The sequence below is a fragment of the Shewanella cutis genome, from assembly GCF_022410515.1.
Classification (GTDB): domain Bacteria; phylum Pseudomonadota; class Gammaproteobacteria; order Enterobacterales; family Shewanellaceae; genus Shewanella; species Shewanella cutis.
This window is the reverse complement of sequence record NZ_JACSDI010000001.1, coordinates 1-21,636: the sequence shown is the minus strand read 5'-3', so window position 1 is coordinate 21,636 and position 21,636 is coordinate 1. Positions and strand designations below refer to the sequence as shown.

Here is a 21,636-nt window from a genome sequence, read left to right as displayed (position 1 = left end):
GCGCCCCTTTTTTATAGAGGTTTTTATGACTAATACCGAACTTAAACAGCTGCGCACATTATTATTTTTAGATGTGACAGAGGCCGCGCAGCACATAGGAGATTGCGAGCCTAGAACTTGGCAGCGCTGGGAAAAAGGCGATAGAGCAGTACCAGCGGACGTTGCGCAAACTATGCAAATGTTGGCACTCAACCGCGTTGAGTTGCTGCAAGTTGAATACTGTGCAGATGATCCGATGTATCAGTATTTTGCAGAGTATGAAGATTTTAAAGCCGTCACTGGCGCAAGCGTGCTCAAGTGGCGTTTAGCGCAATCAGTATCTGCTCAACTTGTGAGTGAGCAACAAGCAGATATTTGGCGAGCAGAAGAAACTATTTAAAAATCTAAGTAGATAAAGCCCTCTAACGAGGGCTTTTAAATTACAAATACGGCAAGGTGTAAAATGGAATATAAAAGAATATATATTTCAACACATAAGCAATATCCAATCGAGCAAGAAATACTTGCTAGATTGCATTGTATTAGTTGCGATAAGGTCGAAAAGTGGCTAGATAAGCAATGTGACGATAGCCCAGATTTTTCAGCGATATATGAGCTTCACATGCTAATAAGCCGGCTTGAATTGGCAATGCCTCACGATTTACTTAAATGTGTGCTTAGATCACAAAATCGCGTTGTTGAGCTTATTGAAAGTCTCGATAAAAACCCAATCACAAAAGAAAAGATCTCAAAGCAAAAGCGCACAAGAACGCGGCGAGCAGTTTACTACTACAACAAAAAGCCACTTTATTCGCGAGAAATAGCAAAGAAGCTTGGGCTTGATATATCGCACTCTACGATTATTGCAAAAATCAGAGCGGCGGGTTTAAAAGTCGGAGATTCTATTGATGCTGTCGATTTTTCAAGAAAGCGAGCAGAAAATAAATCGAAAAGCAGCAAGCTAAGATTGTTGGGTTAAAACTTTTGCATCAACAAGCCCTCGATTGAGGGCTTTTTTGTCTCTTGTAACTGAAACAATCCACAAAATCGGTTTAACAGAATGATTTACCCAAGCATTAAGTTTTACTATCCTGCTATAACAATGCGGGTTATAGCATCTAAAGCCACCAGAACGGTGGCTTTTTGCTATCTGTACCTTTGAGTTTATTCAAGCCTCGGCCATCGCCGGGGCTTTTTGTTTTGGGGCATCTATGAATAAGATTTTGATGAGTGTTACTAATCCAAATGGATTCAAGCTCGAGTTGCTGCTTAAACAACTGCAAGAAGAAGTCGCTGAAAAGACGGCGCGTGTTGCACATGATAAAAGTGAATTAGCAGAGAAGGTTAAGTCAAACAATCTTCAAATCATCAAACTATTATCAGAAGCTGAAGCGTTGCAGGTAGAAAGCTTTAAGCTCATGGCTGCCAAAGCACCAGATACAGGTCCGTTAGGTTCCCCACGGATTGGTAAGTAAATCATGCGCAATAAGGTATTAGTCACAGGACTGAGCTTATCAGCTGCTGCACTGATCACCTTGGTTTCATCTGAAGGGTTCTCGCCTGTTGCTGAGATTCCGGTTAAAGGTGATCGGCCTACATTTGGGTTTGGGTCCACCTATCATGCAGATGGACGACCAGTACAGTCAGGCGAAACCACCACCCCAATTAACGCACTTAAAATCGTTAAAGCACATATCGGTAAGGATGAGCAACGCTTTCGAGCAAGCCTTCCGAACGTGGAGCTCAACCAAGCATCTTACGATTTTTACATCGATTGGACGTACCAATACGGCATTGGCCGTTGGTTAGCCTCTCCGATGCGTGGCCATCTCATCCAAGGTGAATATAAACAATCATGTGATGCGTTGCTGCTGCCACAGTATCGCACCGTCGCTGGCTATGACTGTTCAACGCCTGGCAACAAGCGCTGCTATGGCGTGTGGCTGCGGGCGCAGCAGCGGCACCGCGACTGCCTAGATGCTCTCAATTGAGATTAGTAAATTATTGAAAATTAAGCATTTTGCAGTTTAAGGGGTGGGGAGGGTCAAAACTTCAGGGCTTTTGCCTAACTGACCGTGCGCATCCAGTTTTATGCAAAACCGCGAAATGAGACCTTTTTTTCTGGCGAATTTAGGCTATAAAAATGCTTTCAACATTATCAAGTAAAATCATTGCCTTACTTATCGTTTTGCTGATTGTTTTGATAGGCGTATTCACGGCCTTTTTTGTGATCAATAAGGGGCAAATTGCGCTATTAAATGCAAATTTGGATAAATCTGAGCTTGCCCGTTCCGAGCTGCAAAAAAATTTATCATCGGTGACTTCATCACTCGAAACTGCAGAAAAAGACAAACAAACCTTGCTCGGCAATCTTGCCTTGCTGGCCAAGGCCTTGAGCGATCGTGAAAGGTCACGAAATGAGATTAAGCGCGAGTTCGAGCAATCCACCAAAGAGTTAACTCAGGTATTCGAAAGGTCCAGCGATGAAAAAACGCTATCTTGGGGCGCTACTGTTATCCCTGATGCTGTTAACAGCGTGCTCGAGCAGTCCGCCAGATGTGCTAACCGTTACCGTAACCAAGATTCAGTATGTTTTTCCGCCCAAGGAACTGATCAGCCAGTGCATCGTTCCGCCGTATTCCAGCAAGAAAAACCAAGATCTTTCTGAATACAACATCTCGTTGATAAGAGTCATTTCTCTATGTGACCTCGATTGGTTGTCACTAGAGAATTGGATTAACGAGCAAAAGTCGAAACTGTCTACCGAGTGATCGGAGGCTAATAATGAATATCAAACCCTTGGCGCCAATTATGGATAAAGCAACGACAACTGGAAGCTATGTCGCTTCAATCTCAACAGCAATAGGCGGCTTTTTGTCACTCAACAATATTGCGTTGTTGCTTGGTATCGCATCAACAGTCGCACTTTTCCTTGTTCAATATCGTCGAACACAAGAGAAGCGTAAGCAGGACAAGGAATTTCACGAAGCCAGAATGGCCGCGATCAAAGCTGGCAACCTAAACGTAATCAATATGGACGATAGAAATGAATAAAGTCGTGGTGATCTTCAATGGCGCCATCGTTTCAGTGCCAGCTATCGAATCCAATATTGGCAATGGTCAAAAAGAATTAGTGCCATTGGTACCCGCTGATTGGGTAAATGTAACGGCATTAAATTCCACATACCCAGCATTTCAGGGCAAAACCAAGCCGCCAGTTATCAAACAAAGCAAGCAAGACGATTTAATCAACTCGATGCAAGCGCTAACCGCAGCCATGACTGCCCAAACCACAGCTATCAGCCAGCTGGTAAATAGTAATCTGGACATCGTTGATCAAATGATTGCCGCAGAACCAGTTGAAGAAACAAAAACAGCTTATTTGGATGGCTCCGGCGAACTATGAGCCAACCCAGCTGGCGCGATGACAAACGCAAAACCGCCGAACGCGGTTACGGTGGACGCTGGCAAAAAGCCCGTGAAACCTTTTTAAAGCGCAATCCGCTGTGCTGCTTCTGCGAGCAAAAAGGCATTATCACCGCCGCAACAGTAGTGGACCACAAAACGCCGCACAAAGGCGACCAAGCCCTATTTTGGGATACCAATAACTGGCAACCGCTGTGCAAGCCTTGCCACGATAGCACCAAAAAAATAATGGAGAGCAGGGGCGTAAAGCTTGGCGCAGACGAAAGCGGCAAGCCAACAGACCCAAATCACCATTGGAACAAGTAGTGAGGTAAAACGTGGCAGTAGGACGAAAAACCACGCCAACCGCGCTCAAGCTCGTTACAGGCAACCCAGGCAAACGGCCGCTCAATAAAAAAGAGCCAAAGCTAGAAGCGGGTATCCCGCGAATGCCGGCTTATCTCAGCCCAAGAGCAAAAGCAGCATGGAAAAAGCTAACAAAACTGCTTAAAGACATGGGCGTGCTCACGCTGGCCGACGGCATGGCGCTTGAGCGGTTGTGCGACGTCTACTCAGAAATCCTCGACCTGAGGGACGAAATAAAACAAAACGGCCGAACGTACCAAAGTATCAAAATCATCGGCGAAAACATCGACGAAGATACCCGCGAAGTCACCCAAGTCGAGCAAATGCTAATGAAGGCAAACCCAGCCGTGCAAATGTTGGCCGATGCCGACAGGCGATTTAAGGCCTATCTCGTAGAATTTGGGCTAACCCCATCGGCCCGTAGCAAAGTACAGGTAACTGATGGCGACAAGAAAAAAGACGAGATCGACGAATTCTTCGGATAACGTAGAAGATCGCGTCACTCGTTGGGCAAAACAAGTCGCATCAGGAGAGTTCCTCGCTGGCCCCGATATCCGCAACGCCTGTAAGCGGCACTTAAAAGATTTAGAAACAGGTCACGAACGTGGTCTTACTTGGGATTTAGCAGCCGCAAACCGCGCAATCAGCTTTTTCCCAAAAGTATTGCGCTTAAGTGGTGGTGATCACGAAGGCAAGCCATTTGATCTGCTCGACTGGCAAGCATTTATTGTCGGCTCGCTGTTTGGCTGGAAGGATGCCGACGGTACCCGCCGTTTTCGCATGTGCTATGTCGAAAGTGGCAAAGGCTCTGGTAAATCCCCGTTAGCCGCAGGTATCGGGCTTTACGGTTTAGTGGCAGATGGTGAGGCCTCCGCCGAAATTTATGCAGCGGCCACCAAAAAAGATCAGGCCATGGTGTTGTTCCGCGACGCGGTTTCCATGGTTAACCAATCGCCGCAGTTAAGCTCAAGATTAAAAAAATCGGGTACCGGGCAAAGCGTTTGGAACCTTGCCTATCTCGCTAAAAACTCATTTTTTAGACCAATCAGCTCCGACAACGGCCAATCAGGCCCTCGTCCGCACATGGCGCTGATTGACGAAGTACACGAACACAAAAACAACAACGTCGTCGAGATGATGCGTGCTGGTACCAAAGGCCGCAAGCAAGCGTTGATCTTCATGATCACCAACTCAGGCCACGACCGCACCAGCGTTTGTTACTCGTACCACGAATACGGAAAAGCTATTTGTGCGGGTACCAAAGAAGATGATTCCTTCTTCGCCTTTATCTGTTCGCTAGATGAAGGTGACGACCCAATTAATGACGAAAGTTGCTGGCAAAAAGCTAACCCATCACTGGGGCACACCTTCACGCATAAATATCTGCGCGAACAGGTCACCCAAGCCAAGGGCATGCCAGCAAAAGAGAGCATTGTACGGCGCTTAAACTTCTGCCAATGGGTAGATAGTGCCTCGCCTTGGCTATCCGCCGACACATGGATGGATTGCGAAGATGATTTTGATATCAGCGAGCTATACGGCGAAGAATGTTACGGCGGACTCGACTTATCCGGTACCCGCGACTTAACCGCCTTAGCGCTTTACTTCCCTCGAGTAAAAACGCTGTTAGTAGACTTCTGGACACCCAAAGACACGCTACTGGATCGCGAGCGCACCGATAACGTCCCGTACTCGGCATGGCTAAGGCAAGGATACATTCACGCGCCACCAGGTCACGCAGTTGACTACAGCTTTGTGGCCGAACGCATTGCCGAGATGTCAGCACTGTTTGAGATAAAAAGCATCGGCTTTGACCAATACCGGATCCACTACCTCGAGCCGGAACTGGCCGAGACAAACGTATTTATCCCGCTGGTTAAGCACGGGCAAGGTTACTACAAGGCATCAGAGTCAAATCTTTGGATGCCGCGCTCAATTGAGCTATTCGAAAAGCTGATCACCAGTAAAGAGATCAGAATCAAAACCAATCCATGCCTAAGGTGGAACGCCGCAAGCGCCGTGCTTGAGGCCGACGCCAAAGACAACCGTATTTTTACAAAGAAAAAATCCACAGGTCGTATCGACGGCGTAGTCGCCGCCGCCATGGCCGTGGGAACGGCTGACCCAGTAAGTGATGCTCAGTCAACTTCAGTTTACGAGACTTCGGACGTTCTATGTTGATTTATATCGCTTTCATTATTGGTATAGCGGGGGTTTTATGCGTGTCTTACGGCGCGTGGCTCCTGCTTCCTGCGGCAGGTTTTATCACGCTTGGTTGCTTATGCCTGCTTTGGTCATGGATGGTGACTCGAGCTATGAGCACAACCAAAGGACCAGGTGAATAATGTTTATTCCACAAATGTTCAAGGGCTCACGTCAGCAAGGTAACGACTGGTGGCGATGGGTTAGCTCTATTAGTGGCAGCTCTACCGCATCAGGTATCCATGTCACGCCAGAAAAGGCGCTAGCGCTTTCTGCTGTACGAGCTTGCGTTACCTTATTGGCCGAATCAGTTGCTCAATTGCCCTGTGAGCTTTATCGCCGCGAAGGGGATGGCCGAGTCAGAGCCACAGATCACCCGCTATACGACATTATTCACAACCAGCCAAACCAAAAAGACACCAGCTTTGAATACTACGAGCAATCAATGGGCTGTCTTGGTCTGCGCGGCAATAACTTCGCGTTAAAAGAATATGATAGCGATGGTTACATCAAAGAGTTGATCCCAATTAATCCTGACAAAGTTCAGGTATTAAAAGGGCCTGACGCGCTGCCTTATTACCATCTAATCGACTTAAACGAGACGTTGCCAGCAAGATTAGTCCATCACATCAAGGGATTTAGCCTTGACGGTTACATTGGTCTATCACCCATTCAAACCAATGCCGATGTATTTGGGTTGGCGTTAGCGACAGAGCAGCACGCAGGCAATGTCTTTGCCAACGGCACCACGCTCAGCGGCGTTATTGAGCGCCCACATGAAGTAAAAGCGATTGACTCTCAAGACAAAATTGACGCGATCCTAAATAAATTTAAAGAGCGTCATTCAGGCCTGCGCAATGCGTTTTCAGTGGCCATGCTCCAAGAGGGCATGAGCTACAAGCAGCTATCAATGGACAACGAAAAAGCCCAGCTGCTCGAGAGCAGGGGCTTTGGTATCGCTGAAGCTTGCCGCTTGTACAAAATCCCGCTGCACATGGTGCAGATGACAGAAAAAACCACCTCTTGGGGTTCAGGCATCGAGTCAATGTCACTTGGCTATGTAATTTACTCTTTGTTGCCATGGCTAAAAAGGATTGAAGCGGCGCAAACCCGCGACTTGCTACTGCCATCAGAACGCGGCCAGTACTATATCGAGTTTAACGTGCAAGGGTTGCTGCGTGGCGACCAAAAATCACGTTACGAGTCTTACGCAATTGGCCGCAACTGGGGCTGGTTAAGTGTGAACGATATCCGCCGCCTTGAGAACATGAGCCCAATCAAAGGCGGAGACACCTATTTAACCCCGTTAAACATGGTACCAAGCAACTCAGCGCAACAACACCTGAACGCCACACCAGCGCAAATGCAGCAAATCGAGGCAATACTATGCAAGTAAACTACCCCAATTTAGCCAGCATGGTATTCAATACCCCATTGCTAGCCACTAGAACTGCAGTTGATGCCGTAAAATCAGTCCTGATCCCGCGCATCACTGGCAACTTGTCAATCGACATCCCATCACTGCAACAAGAGCAGCAACCGCCAGAGCGACTTGCCACCATTGCGGATGATGACTGCGATGTTTCAGGAATGTACACCATTGCAAATGGCCGAGTAGCGGTTATTCCTGTTCATGGCCTGTTAATGGCCCGTCGTGGTCACATCGCCGGCGCCTGCACCGAGTTAAACAGCTATGAAAAGCTGCAAGACCGTATGACACGGGCGCTTAACAACAATATTGTCGAAGAAATCGCCTTAGATTTTAATACTGGCGGCGGCATGGCAGTTGGCTGCAAAGAACTGGCTGATTTCATCTATCAATCGCGCCAAATCAAGCCCATTAATGCGATCGTCAACTACAGCGCCTATTCCGCTGGCTATTTTAATGCTGCAGCGTGCTCAAAAATCATTGTATCCGCAACCTCAGGCGTAGGCTCAATCGGCGTGATTATGGAACACATGGAAGTCAGCAAATTAGAAGAAAAAGAAGGCCTTAAATTTACAACATTCTACCGTGGCGACCATAAAAATGATGGTAGCCCACACGAACCTATCACCGAGCAAGCTATTACCGAAATTAATGCTCGCCTAGACGAAACCTATCGAATGTTTACCGAGTCTGTCGCGCAATACCGCGGCATGGAAGTGCAAAAGGTCATCGATACCCAAGCAAGACTCTTTGGCGCAAGAGAGGCCATCACAATGGGGCTAGCCGATGAGCTAATGACGCCATTTGAAGCCATTAACGCCATTGCAAAACCCTACATGACGCAAAGTCGTCCAACAAGAAGCATTGGCATGCAAGCCAAAGCGATGAATATCAAAAACCAGCTCTAGCCACGCGGCGGGGCAAACAATGTGCAGCCTATTGGCTGCATTTTTTTCACCTGAAGGAGCTTTACCATGTTTAAAATCGAAGAACTTCGCCGCCAACGCGCTGAGATTAACGCTCAAGTGCAATTGCTAGCGGCAAAAGACGCTGAGGCCTCTTTGAGCGCTGAAGAGTTAACTCAATTCGAATCCTTATCTAAGGAATTTGATGAGATTACCGCTCAAATCGGCCGCTTAGAGGCCGCAGAGCGAATGAATGCAACCCATGCAAAACCAGTTGGTAAAAATGGTTCTGCTGCGGTTCACACTAAAAAAGAAGCCGAGCAGTATCAAGGCGCGACATTTGCACGTTTAGCAATGTCGATCGCGGCTTCAAAAGGTGATTTAGAAGGCGCTGCGCGTTTTGCTAACGACACCATTGGCGATGGTGATGTGGCTTTAGCGATTCAAACCTCCGCTGGCTCAGGTGGCGCATTAGTGCCTCAAAATACCGCGTCGGAAGTTATCGAGCTATTGCGCAATCGCACCATTGTTCGCCGCTTAGGTGCGCGCTCAATGCCATTGCCAAACGGTAATATGTCATTGCCACGTATGAGCGGTGGTTCAACTTCATCCTACGTTGGAGAGGGCAATGATGTTTTATCATCCAATGCATCACTGGACGATGTTAAATTGTCAGCCAAAACCATGATCACCTTGGTGCCGATTTCTAACCAGTTGATTGGTCATGCTGGCCGCAATGTTGAAGCCTTAGTGCTGCAAGATATGCTGGCATCAATGGCAGTGCGTGAAGATAAAGCCTTCTTACGTGACGATGGTTCATCATCAACACCAAAAGGCTTTAAAAAGACTGCCACGGATGCAGGCCGAACCTTAGCATTCACTGGATCAGCAGATTTAGCCAACATTGATGCCTACCTCGATAAATTGATCCTTAAATTGATGGAATCAAACTCGCTGATGATCACACCTGGTTGGGGTTTATCGCCACGCAGCTATATGAAGTTGTTCGGCCTGCGTGATGGTAATGGCAACAAAGTTTACCCAGAAATGTCCTCTGGCGTGCTGAAAGGCTTCCCAATTCAGCACACCAACACCATTCCATCGAACCTTGGTGCCGGCACAAACGAAACCGAAATTTACTTTGCTGACTTTAACGATGTGCTCATCGGTGAAAGCGGCAGTTTCAAAATCGACTTCAGTAGCGAAGCAACCTACAAGGACGATCAAGGTAACTTGGTTTCAGCGTTCAGCCGCAACCAATCGTTAATCCGCGTAGTTACCGAGCACGATATCGGCTTCCGCCATACCGAAGGTCTGGTATTAGGTACTGGCATTACTTGGTAATAAGAGCTTGGTAATAAGCGCTTAGTAATCAGTTAACTGATAAGTAACTAATAAAAATGGGGCGTTTGCCCCATTTTTTAGAGGAAATTGCAATGGCAAAGCTACCTGTAAAAAAAGAAGACTCGACTGAAGCTGCAAAAGTCGTCGTTTTATTCACCAAACCATGGACCCGTTATTCACCTGACGATGTCGCAGGGTTTGACGCAGAAACCGCAGAAAAACTCATTGATATTAAGGTTGCAGAACCTTATGAAGCTGCTGCAGAGCAAGCCGAAGGCAAACAGGAGTAAGCGACATGCCGCTGATCACCATTGAAGCTGCTCGGCGGCAAGTTAACCTGCTCGAGTCAGAAACCTTTCAAGATCAATATTTACAACAATTAATGGCCGCAGTTGAGGCGCATATTCGACGCCGATTGAACTGCACCTTTTTTGAGACTGCGGCCGAATATGAAGCGGCAGATCCAAAGCCACCAAAGGCAATCATCATAGAAGAAAGCCAAGACTTAACCCATGCAGCGTTATTGCTATTGGCGCATTGGTTTACTAACCGTGAGGCCGTATCAACGGTGCAAATGGTTGAAGTCCCCGCAGCATTCGAAAGCCTTATCTTTGAATTTAGAGACTTGGCAATAGGATAAGCTATGGCAAGCGGCAAGTTACGGCATTTAATCGATGTTTTTAAATCGCAAAAGCAGCAAGACCCACTAACAGGCGAAATGAAAAAGAATTGGGTGCTAGCATTTCAAACCATGGCCGATTTTATGCCGCTTTCAGTTAAAGACTTTATTGCTGCATCGGCTGCACAGTCGCAAATTTCAGGCAAGTTTGAAATCCACTTTAGACCAGAATTCCCAACTGAGTTTCGCATTCGCCACGCAGGCAAGGTGTACAAACCGGAAGGCGTTTTACCTGATAGCCAATCAGGCCATAAACGCATAATCATTCCGGTGTCAGAAACAAATGACGTTTTAGTAGGTTAACCATGGCAACCTCAGATTTCAGCATTGTTGGCTTAAAAGAAGTCAAAGCCAAAATGAACAAGGTTAGCCAAACAGTGCTTGATACAGGCACACGAGCGGCGCTACGCAAAGCCGCTGGCATTGTAAAAAAAGCGGCGCAACAAAATGCGCTGGCAGTGGATGACCCAAAGACAGGGCGGCGGATCCGCGACAACATCACCCTACAGTTTGCTAGCCGACTATTTCAACGCAATGGGGTGATTATGTATCGCGTTGGTGTAGCAACCAATCGCGGACGCATTCCAACGCCAAATGCCGACGAAGGCGCACGCGGCAATACCCCACACTGGCATTTAGTGGAGTTCGGTACCGAACGCGCCCAAGCACAGCCATTTATGCGCCCAGCGTTGACTAACAATATCAACCAAGTGATAAACAGCTTTACCTTTGAATTTGATAAAGAACTCGATAAGGCACTTTCATGAGCACCGCGCCAATTTTTGTGGTTTGCAGTAATAGCCCAGAGGTCACCGCGCTACTGGGCACTAACCCAGTAAGGCTTTATCCGTTTGGGCAAGCAGAACAAAACGAGCCAAAGCCCTATGCCGTTTGGCAAGTGATCGGCGGTAGCCCTGAAAATTATTTAGCTGGCAGGCCAGATACAGATGCATTTACCCTGCAGGTGGATGTATACGCCGACTCAGGCGCCACCGCCTCAGCAGTGGGTGATGCGATTCGCCACGCCATCGAACTTGATGCCTACACCACCAATTACAACGGTGATGACCGAGACAAAGAAACCGGCAATTACCGCCACAGCTTTGATATTGATTGGCTAGTCACTCGTTAGCCTTAAAAACCACAAAGCAACTTAAAACCAAAAGCCTCTGCAACTTCAGGGGCTTTTTTGTATCTGCCGCAAGGCTATTGTTAGGAGCAACAACATGAGTATGAAAACGCAGGGCACCCAGCTCTATGCAATCGATCCGGCAGATGATTCTGTTTTAGCGATCATCGCCGTGACAAGTATCGACGGTATCGATAGCCCAGTTGATCCCATAGAAACCACTCCGCTTGAAGCTGATGCCCGTGAGTTTGTGGCTGGCTTAAAATCACCAGGCGCAGCTACCTTTGGTATTAACGTCGACCCAAAGCACGAAGCGCATTTACGTTTGCATCAACTAAAAACCGCCGGAACTACCATTAAATGGGCGCTTGGCTGGTCAGATGGTAAAGATATCGCGCCAACCGTCGCTGCCAAAGCCCTTGTACTGCCAACTACCCGCACATGGATCACCTTTGAAGGCTTTATGACGGCCTACCCATTTACTTTTGCGCAAAACGATGTGGTTAAAAGTACTATTGGCATTCAAGTCTCTGGCGATCCCAAGCTTACCCCTGCAGCAACAACGCCTTAATTTTGGTTAAACCATCCGTAAAGCCCACCTAACCGTGGGCTTTTGCTTTTTATCTTAATTAACTTAATCCTAAGGAATAATCATGGAATTAAGTGTTGCAAGCCTTATTCAGTCTGGTTCTTTTGCTCAAGCTAAACCAGAACGCCGCGAAATTTCCTGGATAAACCCCAATGGTGAAACCCATAAAGCCACCGTTTTTATTCGTAAAGAGTCATTCGCCACCGCGCAAGCAGAATCCAGCAATTTAAATCGCGGAACTGACTGGTTAACTGCTCGAATCCTTGGGAGTGTGGTTGATGAGCAAGGTAAACCACTATTTGAAGCTGACGATATTCTTGGCAATGAAGCCCATGGCCCGATTTGCGACTCTTTAGGTTACGCCTTAATTGGCGCCATTAACGAGGTTAACGGCATTGGGTTAAAGCCTGACCCAAAAACCTTACCGCCGACCACGAATTCTGGCACGAGCTCGTGCTCGCAGGAGTCGGCGGACGAACTATCGAAGAAGCCCAGCAAAACCTCACGCACCGAGAAGTCATCGACTGGATCGCCTACCGAGCAAAGTTCGGCCCCTTAAGTATTCAGGCGCGGCAAGAGCGCATTGCCGCAGCACAAATGCATCACATCAACACCATTCACGGCGGCAAAGCCAAGTTTGAAGATTTTATGATCTTCAGTCAGTTAGACGAGGCAGAGCAGTCAGAAGCCACCGTTGACGATGTGTTAATGATGCTCAAAGCCAGCGCAATTAAAAAGCAAACCGATTAACAGCAATAAGGCCAAGGATGGCCACCCACAAAGCAGAACACCAAGCAGGAATTCCCATGGCGAATAAGTCACTCGGCACACTCACGCTAAACATGGTTGCCGAAACAGGCAGCTTTGTTGAAGGCCAAACTAAGGCAGAACGCGCCTTAGCAAAAACCGAAGCGGCAGCTGCAAAACAAAAAGCCGAACTTAACCGCTTACTTGGGCAAATTGATCCGCTAGTTGCTGAGTACAGCAAGCTAGACAAAATGGAGCAGCAGCTACGACGCCACCGTGAATCTGGCTCTCTAGGGCAAACGGAATACGATACCTACAGCAAAAAAATTGCGCAGATGCGCAGTGAAGTAGGTAAAGCCAGCATTGAATTTGATAAAAACGGCCTATCAGCAAAACAAATGGCCTTTGCTACTCGCGGCTTGCCTGCGCAGTTCACCGATATCGCGGTTTCCTTGCAAGCTGGGCAAAACCCGATGACGGTATTCTTGCAGCAAGGTGGTCAGCTTAAGGATATGTTCGGTGGTATTGGCCCAGCGGCTAAAGCCATGGGCGGGTATATTATGGGTTTAATCAACCCATTTACTATTGCCGCCTCTGCAGCGGGTGTAATGGCATTAGCCTATTATCAAGGCAGCGTAGAAGCCGACAGGCTGCGCAATGCGCTGATATTGACGGGCAACTCAGCGGGTGCAACCTCTGACCAACTCATGGGCGCCGCCAGGCGTATTGATGCCATTAGCGGCACTCAACGCCAAGCCGCCGCAGCACTGGCCGAGGTCGCCAATACTGGCAAGTTTACTGCCAGCCAAATTGAGTTAGTTGGCCTTGCCGCCGTGCAAATGGAAAATACCACGGGTAAAGCGGTTGCTGATACGGTGGCAGAGTTTGTCAAACTGGTCGATGACCCGGTAAAAGCCGCCGAAGAACTCAACAAAAAGTTTAACTTCCTCAGCGCATCGACTTTTGAGCAAATTGCCGCTTTAAAAGAAGCGGGTAAATCCACTGAAGCAGCGGAACTGGCCTTTAGTGCCTATAGCAATGCCATTGATCAGCGCACCAAGGAGATCACCGGCAACCTAGGCACGATTGAAAAAGCATGGAAGGCGATTAAAACGGGTGCCGTAGAGTCGTGGGATCAAATACTTAATATTGGCCGTGCAGACACGCTCGAACAGCAGTATTCAGCATTATCAAAACGTATCGAAGATCTACGCCCTAAAACAAAGCAAGGTGAATGGGGTTACGGCCTAGCTAGGGAAGAATTAAAGGCACTGGAAGCTGAACGTGATTCAGTGATGGCGCTTATGAAGGCTGAACGTGACCGCAGCGCAGAGCAGGAAAAGCGAGCCAAACTAAACCAAGACTCCATCGAAGCCCAACGTGCTATTGCCAAAGTCACAGAAGAAAGCCTTACAACCGAGCAAAAACGCAATAAGGCAATTAAGGAATACAACGACAATATCGAGAAGGTACGCAAGGCCGATCCCAATAGTGCCTTGCTCAATGCTGATAAAATTAAACGTGATCTGGCCTCGATTGAAGAAAAGTTTAAAGACTCTGCTAAAACCACCAAAGCCTTTGCTGATGATGCCGCAACTAGCTACCTTATGCGCCTGCGCGAAACTCAAGCAAGTTTGCAAGGCCAGCTAGACAGTAACACTAAGCTCACGCAATCACAAAAAGAGCTATTGCAGTTTGAGCAACAAATCGCCGACATCAAAAACAAAGATGTACTCACCGCCCAGCAAAAAAGTCTGCTCGCTGAGCAGTCGGTGATCCGCGCCCAACTTGAAAAAAATGTCGCCCTCGATGAAGAACTTAAAAAGCGTAATGAAGCGCTGCGCCTGCAAAGCTACAGTGCCAACCTTGCCGCCAACTTGGCCGCAGAACAACAACGCAATGCCGACAAACTCGCCAGTTTTGGCTTAGGCGATAAAGCCCAGCAACGCCTAGGTGATCGCCAAAGCATTGAGCGCGATATTGAACGCGCTCAGGGGAAAGCATTATCAGATAACCTCGCAGGCCGCACCACTGCCGAAGAGTACCAAGCCCAGCTTGCCATGCTTAAGCAAAACCTCAGCGACCGATTAGCCGCGCAGGACGAGTACTATATCGCCCTCGACGCCAAACAAGCCGACTGGACTAATGGTGCCCGTTCATCAATGCAAAACTACATTGATGCCGCCGCGGATATGGCAGGCCAAACTGAAAAGCTATTTGATAGCGCCTTTGGTGGCATGACAGACGCCTTAACCGACTTTGTAACCACGGGTAAGGCCGACTTTGCCGGGTTAGCTAAGTCTATCTTGTCAGATCTCGCCAAAATCGCCATGCAAAAGGCGATTGCAGGTATCGCCAGCAACATTTTTGGCGGATTTGCTGAAGGTGGAGCCGTTGGCTATTCATCCGGCGGTTACACGGGCGCAGGTGGTAAATACGAGCCAGCTGGCATAGTCCACAAAGGCGAGGTAGTTTGGTCGCAACGCGATGTAGCCCGTGCGGGTGGTGTGGCCACGGTCGAAGCCATGCGCAAAGGTCACAAAGGTTATGCGGACGGCGGTGTAGCAGGCGGCGCAGCCTATAACGGCGTGCCAGCAGCGGCCATGGCTGGCGCAGGTGTAGTGCATGTTGAAGTAAATATTGATCAAAGTGGCAACGCTACCACCACGGCCGATACGCCAGCATTAAGCCAGTTCGGCAGCGAGCTCGGCAAGTTTGTTGAGCAAAAATATCGCCAATTGCTAGCTAATGACTTAAAGCCTAACGGCCAAATTGGTCGCACGATTGCGGGAGGTTATCGTTAATGCCGCAAACATTCACATGGGCACCAGATAACGGCGCCACAGGCGACACCCAATACCGTACTCGCACCGCTCAGTTTGGTGATGGCTACCGCCAATCAGTAGGCGATGGCATTAACAGCAAAGTGCAAAGCTGGCCGCTGACGTTTACCAAAAACAAAGCCACGGCCGAGGCGATTGTCGCCTTTCTTGACGAACACCAAGGCGCTAAGTCATTTATCTGGACGCCGCCACTTGGCACTGCATCACTTTGGCAAGTTAAACAGGTCACTAACACACCATTAGGCGGCGGTATGTATCGCATTGCCACCACTTTTGAACAAGCATTTCATCCTTAATTAGGGCGCAATCCAATGGCATTTGAAACAATTAATCTAGGCACCCAGCCAGCGGGCACGGGTGGCGATACCGCTCGATCAGCATTTGAAAAAACCAACCGCAACTTTTTAGCCGCAGAAGTACTTTCCGCCGCCATGTCACAAGCGCAGTTTGAAGCGATTCGGGCGCAGAACAAAGAGCGCTATGCCGCGAGTGCGTGGGTTAGTTTTGGTAATCATGAATCAGGCAAGCAAGTTAACGAATGCAAGCCAGGGCTTTATACCGCGCTAACTACACCAAATACCTTGCTTATTGGTAAAGCTGGTGGGGTAGGTGGATCTAAAACAGATAATGCATCGGTACACATTGACGGTATAGTTTTCAACTTAACTAATCAATTTGTACTAACTCTGCCATCACATCCAACCTCTATTTTACCTGAACGCATGGATATGTATGGCATTGAGGCAGAAAAGGTTGAGATAAGCGCAGCATCACCTAATGCTTATCAAGGCGGGTTGCGTGGCGTAGGTGCAGCAGTAAACCTATTTACCGCGACAGACCAGCAGAAAAAAGATTTCTTCTCGGCCAATGCCAACACCACCTATATCGGCACAGATGGAAAAATCTATCAGTGGCAGCTATACAAGGTTTCATTTGCTGGCACGACTGATGGTGTGCCATCCCCAACTGAACAAGGATACACACTCAATTCATTTGGCGATCTATGGCTTAAAGAAGGTAAAAACCTGCTCTATTTTGGCAATGTGCTCCGTTTAAATGATGGCGGATATCATCCATCATTCAACCCGCTAGGTGCTGCAAAATTTGTTGGCGATACTTTTTGGCACAACACCGCTGCTAGCATCACATCAAAAGCAGATTGTTTTGATCCTGCAAAATTGCTTGCTGGTTCTGGTTCTATTGCCAGCGGAAAATCTGGACGTCCTGAAATCGGTGGGCGCTATTACGACGCTATTTATGCAGATGGTTTTGGCGGCGTATGTCGTGATATGCGCTACTCGGCTAATGGAGTTGAAAGCTTTGATTATGAAGGAGCAGCCCATAAAGTTGATAATGGTACTTATCGAGGTTTTGAATATTTATCATTTACCAAGGTTAATGATCCAGCAACGCAATTAAACACCTTAATTAATGATGGTGCTTTATATGTAACTGATTCAAATCAATGGAATATTGGTGATTATTTAACTTTTACATCAAGTAATGGTTCAAAAAAAGACGTTAAAATCTGGGCAAAAGGAAGCGGTGTTGGCGCTGGTGAAAATTGGATTAGATGGGATACTGCTTTATATGGATCTATTACAATCAACAAGGATGAAGTCATTTATCCAATTCAGCGGCGTGAGTTGCCTTATTATGCTGGCGGATCATTTTTAGCTACTGAAATAGCAGGAAGTGCTAATAATATATACTCAACACCTCAACTAAAAAATGGGTGGATAGGTGGTTTAGTTGTTAATGCGGCATCTGTATGGGAAATGTCAAGAAAAGCCATTAAAGCAAGCGCTATACAGGTGTTCTCACTAAACAATGGTTCTACTTGGAGTGTAGCAAATCTAAATATTGAAGGACCGACAAATGGTACTCCTTCTGGATCGGCTGAGTTGGTGTGGATTTCTCAATATCAAGCCTTCGCTAAACAAACTGAGCCAGCACAAAATGCTGCACTAGCTAGCCTAGTACCATATAACGTCTTTGCATCTTCAGATTATCGACCTGAAAACGGCGCACTGCTGGGTGAGTCGTTAATTGGCAAAGTCTTGAAAAACAATTCAGGTGTAACAGTTAATAATAAGTCGCTATTATCCTGCGCCATCGATGGAACTGGTAAATTAACTTCAGCAAGCAACTTTGACGGGGTTACTCATTCACCGCTAACTCTTGGAGCGCCAGCCAATAATTCACCGGCGTTTAAGGTGGTTAGCTATCTCGCCAATATTAATCAGCAAGCAGTTCCTCATTTTGCTTATACCGAGCTTAGACATAACGGCACAAGCTTTGGCGATGATGGCAAGCAAACTATTGTCGATAACCAATCAACCAAGCCCAATGATCATGGGGTGACTGTAGTTGTTGGCACAGCTCGCCTTCGTGAGCCTCTTGGCTGGTTTAAAAATAAGGTGTAATCATGGAAATGTTTTATGAAGATGTCACCACTGGCGAAAATGGTGCGCAAACATTGCCAGAGAAGGTTATTAAGCAAAGGCCTTATGCCGTGTCACTCGATGATGTGTTTCGAGTGACTAGGCTGCATGCCGCTAATCCCGCCATGCATCATGTGATCAATAAGTTTATCGAGCTATATGCAGTCACGCTGCAATGGGATTGGTTCGAGCAGTATCAAGCATGGCTTGCGCGTAAAACGCATGCTGAGCTGAATGCGCCAGCGCTACCGATAGATGAGCAAGAACAGCAAGTGATTGAGCAGCCATTATTTGCAGAGCCAATGCCAGAACGCCCACAACATAAAACCATCGAACAATATCGCGCTGAAATACTGATAGATGGCATTAGCATTGAAGAATACCTATTTCGCACTCAACGGGCCGCGGCGGTTAACTCTATTATCGTAGAAGTTGATGGGCTGATGTTTGATGGTCATGAAGAAGCACAACGCCGTATGCTGTCTGCAATGCACACCTCTGATGAGGAAGGTATAACCTCAACCATTTGGCGCTTAGCAGATAACACCGAAGTGGCGGTTACTGTGGATCAAATTCGCCAGGCGCATAGCTTAGCGATAATCGAGCAAGGCAAGCTATGGACCAAAGGTGGCGCTGATGCTTAGTGCTGATATTCAAACCCTAGAACCGGGCAATGAGATTATTCTCTACGAGATCGACGGTACCGCCTTTGGTGCCGATATCCTGCGCTTTCATTCACATAACCTTGCATACACAGAAGCTGAGTTAACCCAAGCAGCACAAACACAGCAACCTCTATCCGCAAAGGTAATTTATTGGCAGGGTGAAGAGTACAGCCCGTGGCCTGCGCAGTTAGAAGGGGTTGAGGTCAACTCCGACGGTTCACCCAGCACGCCAACCCTAACGGTGGCTAACCTCGATGGCAGCATCAGCGCCTTGTGTTTGTACTTTCAAAATATGGAGCAAGCCAAGGTAACGATACGCCGAACGCTGGCAAAATATCTTGATGCCGCCAACTTCCCTAGCGGCAATAGCGAAGCGGATCCTACTCAAGAAGCGGTTGAGATTTGGTATGTCGATAAAAAGGTCAACGAGGATAATGTTGCCGTTACCTTTGAGCTGTCTAACCCTGCTGACCTTTCAGGCTACAAAATCGGCCGACAAATGACCGCCTATTGTTACTGGTGTCAGCGTGGCGAATATCGCGGTGCAGATTGCGGCTACACGGGTGAGGCCATGTTTACCGACGAAGACCAACCAACCGACGATCCTGCACTCGACCAGTGCTCAGGCACAATCAAAGGCTGCACCTTACGCTTTGGCGAAAATGCCGAACTACCCCACGGCGGCTTCCCAAGCGTGAGGCTAATACGTTAAGCAGGTCCAAATGCATCCAACCATTTTACATGCCTTTAGTCAGCATGCGGACAGTTGCTACCCTCACGAGTGTTGCGGCTTGCTTATCCGGCAAGGCAATAAAGCGCGATATGTGCCATGTGAAAACAAGGCAACTAACAAAGCAGATGAATTTGTGATTGATCCGCAGCAATACGCGGATATTGACGAACAAGGCGCAATCATCGGTATATGCCACAGCCACCCAAACGCCAGCAGCAAACCCAGTGAGCGCGATCGCGCCATGTGTGAGGCTAGCGGCTTGCCTTGGCATATCCTCAGCTGGCCTGACGGCGACTTACGCACCATAGTGCCAACGGGTGAGCGAAAACCGCTACTTGGCCGTCCGTTTGTGCATGGTGTATGGGATTGCTATAGCTGCGTGCGCGACTGGTACAGTGAGGTGCAACAAATCCATTTGCCAGACTTTTCACGTCAAGACGGCTGGTGGGAAGGCGAACAAGAGCTATACCTCGATAACTTTGCCAAAGCGGGATTTGTGGCGCTGCCAAATATCAATCTAGCCGATCTGCAAATTGGCGATGTGATACTAATGCAAATCCAAAGCCAGCGAGTAAATCACGCTGCTGTTTATGTTGGCGAAGGCAAGATCCTGCACCATCTCTATGGCCGCCTTAGCCGCTACGATATATATGGCGGTTACTGGCAACGCAACACCCGCTTGATAGTGCGTTACTCCAATAAACCGAATGATAAAAATTAAGCCACCAAATCGGTGGCTTTTTTTATTGCTAACTTGATTAAGGGGGCACCATGCCGACTAAAGATATCAAAATCATAGATACCGATGAATATGTATCTGTAAACCAGCTTTACAATATTCCCGCCGGTACCGCCTTCAGTATTCAAGTGCAATTTATGTATGGTATTCGGGTGCATTTTGGCACAGCAAAACCGCCAGTTGACACTAAAGCCTACCGCATTGTCCCAGCGCGATTAACCGATATTTTTTATGTCGAGCAGGGCAGTGAAGAACTGTTCGTCTTGGGCCATGCTGCTCCAGCACATATACAAGTCGAGGTGTAATATGGGCGGCTACTTTGGGAAGAATGGTGCGGGTGGTGGCGGTGGCTCTTCAGATCTTTTTAAATATGACAAAGAGCGAGATCGAACTATTTCGAAATCACCATTAGAGCTGCAGTCGAATGCGCTCTTTTTTGGTAAAGATTTCGGCTTAAGCAATGGCGTTAACGCTATTGGCGCTAAGTTGGCTGACAATAAAAACGGCTTGGTGCTGATAAACCGTTTCGATCCTGCAAATGGTAGTTATAGCAATCCTAAGTTTTATTCGCTTGGCAAATCAAAACAGTTAGACGTCAATCTAAATGCAACTGTAGTGATGGATTCACCAATTAACGTCAATTACACAACAAATGGCAACAACCTAACATACTCATTTATCATCATGCCAGCGAGTGCTGGTCGTATGCGCGTTCAATACTGGCTAGGTAACGATGACACCGGATCGCCAGTTGTTGACTTTAATGTTGACATTACTCAGCATCAAGTTGACACAAGTCAGCAAGTTGTTGTTAAACCTAACTTTTACATTATTGAAGGCGGAACGCCGTTGTTTGTGCGTTTCAGCGGCATAAAACTCAAAGGGAACGGTACTATTCCTTGGTTTGTCAGCAATATCCTTCCTTATAAAGAAGTTACAATCAACGGCCACGTTGAGCACGTAAAAGCCGATATGGACGTTGTAATCGGCTGTGACTACGCGCTAGATCCGCTGGAGGTCGTGAAAGAAACGCCAAATGTCCATTGGTGGTTTACGTTTACATCCATATCTGAGCGAGACATTTATTACTCAAATAACCCAAGTGAAAAGTTCGTTGACGCGTGGTGTTCGGTAGATAATCAGGTGACTGGCGATGCTGATTACTACAAATGGAACGGCGCTGAATGGATTCTCTATGACCCGAACCAAGTATTAACATTAAGAGTTCCAACCACTTTTACCGACAGATTCCGCGCGTTTGATTTTCGTGGGCAGTTTAGCGCAACAGCTTACGCGCTGATTGATTTTACTGATTTCGGCCAAGGGATTGTAACTATGAACAACCCTAAAGATGACATTGAGTTTTTCTATATAAAAGGTGCGCAGGGATCAAGTCAGCACGGATGGTTTTTGCATGATAAAGTTTCAAACGTTCGGA

At 47.5% G+C, this 21,636-nt stretch carries 30 protein-coding genes; all 30 read left to right on the top strand.

The annotated features are described in order from the left end of the window. Positions 1-25: 25 nt before the first annotated feature. Positions 26-379, top strand: coding sequence for an Aca2/YdiL-like domain-containing protein (locus tag H9J30_RS00145; protein WP_240129162.1), 354 nt, complete (start codon positions 26-28; stop codon positions 377-379). Between the two features lie 63 nt (positions 380-442). Further along, positions 443-958: a hypothetical protein gene (locus H9J30_RS00140; RefSeq protein ID WP_240129161.1), complete on the top strand. Its 516-nt coding sequence runs from the start codon at positions 443-445 to the stop codon at positions 956-958. A gap of 232 nt (positions 959-1,190) precedes the next feature. Next, positions 1,191-1,454 (top strand): hypothetical protein, encoded by a 264-nt coding sequence (locus tag H9J30_RS00135; RefSeq protein ID WP_140906798.1) that lies wholly within the window; start codon positions 1,191-1,193, stop codon positions 1,452-1,454. Positions 1,455-1,457: 3 nt separating this feature from the next. Then, on the top strand, positions 1,458-1,970 hold the full coding sequence (locus H9J30_RS00130; protein ID WP_240129160.1) for a glycoside hydrolase family protein: 513 nt from the start codon (positions 1,458-1,460) through the stop codon (positions 1,968-1,970). Between the two features lie 152 nt (positions 1,971-2,122). Continuing rightward, the gene (locus tag H9J30_RS00125) at positions 2,123-2,647 is read left to right on the top strand and encodes a hypothetical protein (protein ID WP_240129159.1); all 525 of its coding nucleotides are present in this window, start codon (positions 2,123-2,125) and stop codon (positions 2,645-2,647) included. Continuing rightward, positions 2,562-2,750: a hypothetical protein gene (locus H9J30_RS21730; protein WP_427915895.1), complete on the top strand. Its 189-nt coding sequence runs from the start codon at positions 2,562-2,564 to the stop codon at positions 2,748-2,750. The genes H9J30_RS00125 and H9J30_RS21730 overlap by 86 nt, the downstream gene beginning before the upstream one ends. 13 nt (positions 2,751-2,763) lie before the next feature. After that, positions 2,764-3,033 carry an HP1 family phage holin gene (locus H9J30_RS00120; protein ID WP_240129158.1) on the top strand — a complete coding sequence of 90 codons (270 nt, stop codon included), beginning with the start codon at positions 2,764-2,766 and terminating at the stop codon, positions 3,031-3,033. Beyond that, on the top strand, positions 3,026-3,385 hold the full coding sequence (locus H9J30_RS00115) for a hypothetical protein (protein WP_240129157.1): 360 nt from the start codon (positions 3,026-3,028) through the stop codon (positions 3,383-3,385). The genes H9J30_RS00120 and H9J30_RS00115 overlap by 8 nt, the downstream gene beginning before the upstream one ends. After that, positions 3,382-3,711 (top strand): HNH endonuclease, encoded by a 330-nt coding sequence (locus H9J30_RS00110; protein WP_088211494.1) that lies wholly within the window; start codon positions 3,382-3,384, stop codon positions 3,709-3,711. The genes H9J30_RS00115 and H9J30_RS00110 overlap by 4 nt, the downstream gene beginning before the upstream one ends. Positions 3,712-3,722: 11 nt before the next feature. Beyond that, positions 3,723-4,235 carry a phage terminase small subunit P27 family gene (locus H9J30_RS00105; protein ID WP_140906804.1) on the top strand — a complete coding sequence of 171 codons (513 nt, stop codon included), beginning with the start codon at positions 3,723-3,725 and terminating at the stop codon, positions 4,233-4,235. Continuing rightward, the gene (locus H9J30_RS00100) at positions 4,192-5,931 is read left to right on the top strand and encodes a terminase large subunit (protein WP_240129156.1); all 1,740 of its coding nucleotides are present in this window, start codon (positions 4,192-4,194) and stop codon (positions 5,929-5,931) included. Before H9J30_RS00105 ends, H9J30_RS00100 begins: the two co-directional genes overlap by 44 nt. Before the next feature lie 163 nt (positions 5,932-6,094). Further along, a complete protein-coding gene (locus H9J30_RS00095; protein WP_240129155.1) occupies positions 6,095-7,348 on the top strand; it encodes a phage portal protein in 1,254 nt (417 codons plus the stop codon). Then, positions 7,339-8,289 carry a S49 family peptidase gene (locus H9J30_RS00090; RefSeq protein WP_240129154.1) on the top strand — a complete coding sequence of 317 codons (951 nt, stop codon included), beginning with the start codon at positions 7,339-7,341 and terminating at the stop codon, positions 8,287-8,289. Before H9J30_RS00095 ends, H9J30_RS00090 begins: the two co-directional genes overlap by 10 nt. Positions 8,290-8,355: 66 nt before the next feature. Then, positions 8,356-9,630, top strand: coding sequence for a phage major capsid protein (locus H9J30_RS00085; RefSeq protein ID WP_240129153.1), 1,275 nt, complete (start codon positions 8,356-8,358; stop codon positions 9,628-9,630). 92 nt (positions 9,631-9,722) lie between these two features. Continuing rightward, on the top strand, positions 9,723-9,920 hold the full coding sequence (locus tag H9J30_RS00080; protein ID WP_240129152.1) for a hypothetical protein: 198 nt from the start codon (positions 9,723-9,725) through the stop codon (positions 9,918-9,920). A 5-nt stretch (positions 9,921-9,925) separates the two neighbouring features. Next, on the top strand, positions 9,926-10,270 hold the full coding sequence (locus H9J30_RS00075; protein WP_140906809.1) for a head-tail connector protein: 345 nt from the start codon (positions 9,926-9,928) through the stop codon (positions 10,268-10,270). A 3-nt stretch (positions 10,271-10,273) separates the two neighbouring features. After that, positions 10,274-10,612 (top strand): head-tail adaptor protein, encoded by a 339-nt coding sequence (locus tag H9J30_RS00070; protein ID WP_240129151.1) that lies wholly within the window; start codon positions 10,274-10,276, stop codon positions 10,610-10,612. 2 nt (positions 10,613-10,614) lie between these two features. After that, entirely contained in the window at positions 10,615-11,076 is a 462-nt protein-coding gene (locus H9J30_RS00065; protein WP_240129150.1) for an HK97-gp10 family putative phage morphogenesis protein, read from the top strand. Beyond that, the gene (locus tag H9J30_RS00060; protein WP_240129149.1) at positions 11,073-11,441 is read left to right on the top strand and encodes a DUF3168 domain-containing protein; all 369 of its coding nucleotides are present in this window, start codon (positions 11,073-11,075) and stop codon (positions 11,439-11,441) included. Before H9J30_RS00065 ends, H9J30_RS00060 begins: the two co-directional genes overlap by 4 nt. A 94-nt stretch (positions 11,442-11,535) precedes the next feature. After that, complete coding sequence (locus tag H9J30_RS00055) at positions 11,536-12,009, top strand: phage tail tube protein (protein ID WP_240129148.1); 474 nt, start codon at positions 11,536-11,538, stop codon at positions 12,007-12,009. A gap of 82 nt (positions 12,010-12,091) precedes the next feature. Beyond that, the gene (locus H9J30_RS00050; RefSeq protein ID WP_240129147.1) at positions 12,092-12,586 is read left to right on the top strand and encodes a phage tail assembly chaperone family protein, TAC; all 495 of its coding nucleotides are present in this window, start codon (positions 12,092-12,094) and stop codon (positions 12,584-12,586) included. Continuing rightward, positions 12,481-12,777, top strand: a complete 297-nt coding sequence (locus H9J30_RS21725; RefSeq protein WP_427915887.1) for a phage tail assembly protein T — start codon at positions 12,481-12,483, stop codon at positions 12,775-12,777. The genes H9J30_RS00050 and H9J30_RS21725 overlap by 106 nt, the downstream gene beginning before the upstream one ends. Positions 12,778-12,833: 56 nt before the next feature. Then, entirely contained in the window at positions 12,834-15,578 is a 2,745-nt protein-coding gene (locus H9J30_RS00040) for a phage tail tape measure protein (protein ID WP_240129145.1), read from the top strand. Then, a complete protein-coding gene (locus H9J30_RS00035; protein WP_240129144.1) occupies positions 15,578-15,913 on the top strand; it encodes a phage tail protein in 336 nt (111 codons plus the stop codon). Before H9J30_RS00040 ends, H9J30_RS00035 begins: the two co-directional genes overlap by 1 nt. A gap of 15 nt (positions 15,914-15,928) precedes the next feature. Continuing rightward, positions 15,929-18,043: a hypothetical protein gene (locus tag H9J30_RS00030; RefSeq protein WP_240129143.1), complete on the top strand. Its 2,115-nt coding sequence runs from the start codon at positions 15,929-15,931 to the stop codon at positions 18,041-18,043. 2 nt (positions 18,044-18,045) lie between these two features. Continuing rightward, the gene (locus tag H9J30_RS00025) at positions 18,046-18,705 is read left to right on the top strand and encodes a DUF4376 domain-containing protein (RefSeq protein ID WP_240129142.1); all 660 of its coding nucleotides are present in this window, start codon (positions 18,046-18,048) and stop codon (positions 18,703-18,705) included. Further along, a complete protein-coding gene (locus tag H9J30_RS00020) occupies positions 18,698-19,438 on the top strand; it encodes a phage minor tail protein L (protein WP_240130032.1) in 741 nt (246 codons plus the stop codon). The genes H9J30_RS00025 and H9J30_RS00020 overlap by 8 nt, the downstream gene beginning before the upstream one ends. A gap of 10 nt (positions 19,439-19,448) precedes the next feature. Continuing rightward, positions 19,449-20,180, top strand: coding sequence for a C40 family peptidase (locus H9J30_RS00015; protein ID WP_240129141.1), 732 nt, complete (start codon positions 19,449-19,451; stop codon positions 20,178-20,180). A gap of 50 nt (positions 20,181-20,230) precedes the next feature. Further along, complete coding sequence (locus tag H9J30_RS00010; protein ID WP_240129140.1) at positions 20,231-20,503, top strand: hypothetical protein; 273 nt, start codon at positions 20,231-20,233, stop codon at positions 20,501-20,503. 1 nt (position 20,504) lies between these two features. Continuing rightward, the coding region (locus H9J30_RS00005; RefSeq protein WP_240129139.1) for a hypothetical protein at positions 20,505-21,636 on the top strand (1,132 nt) is incomplete at its 3' end.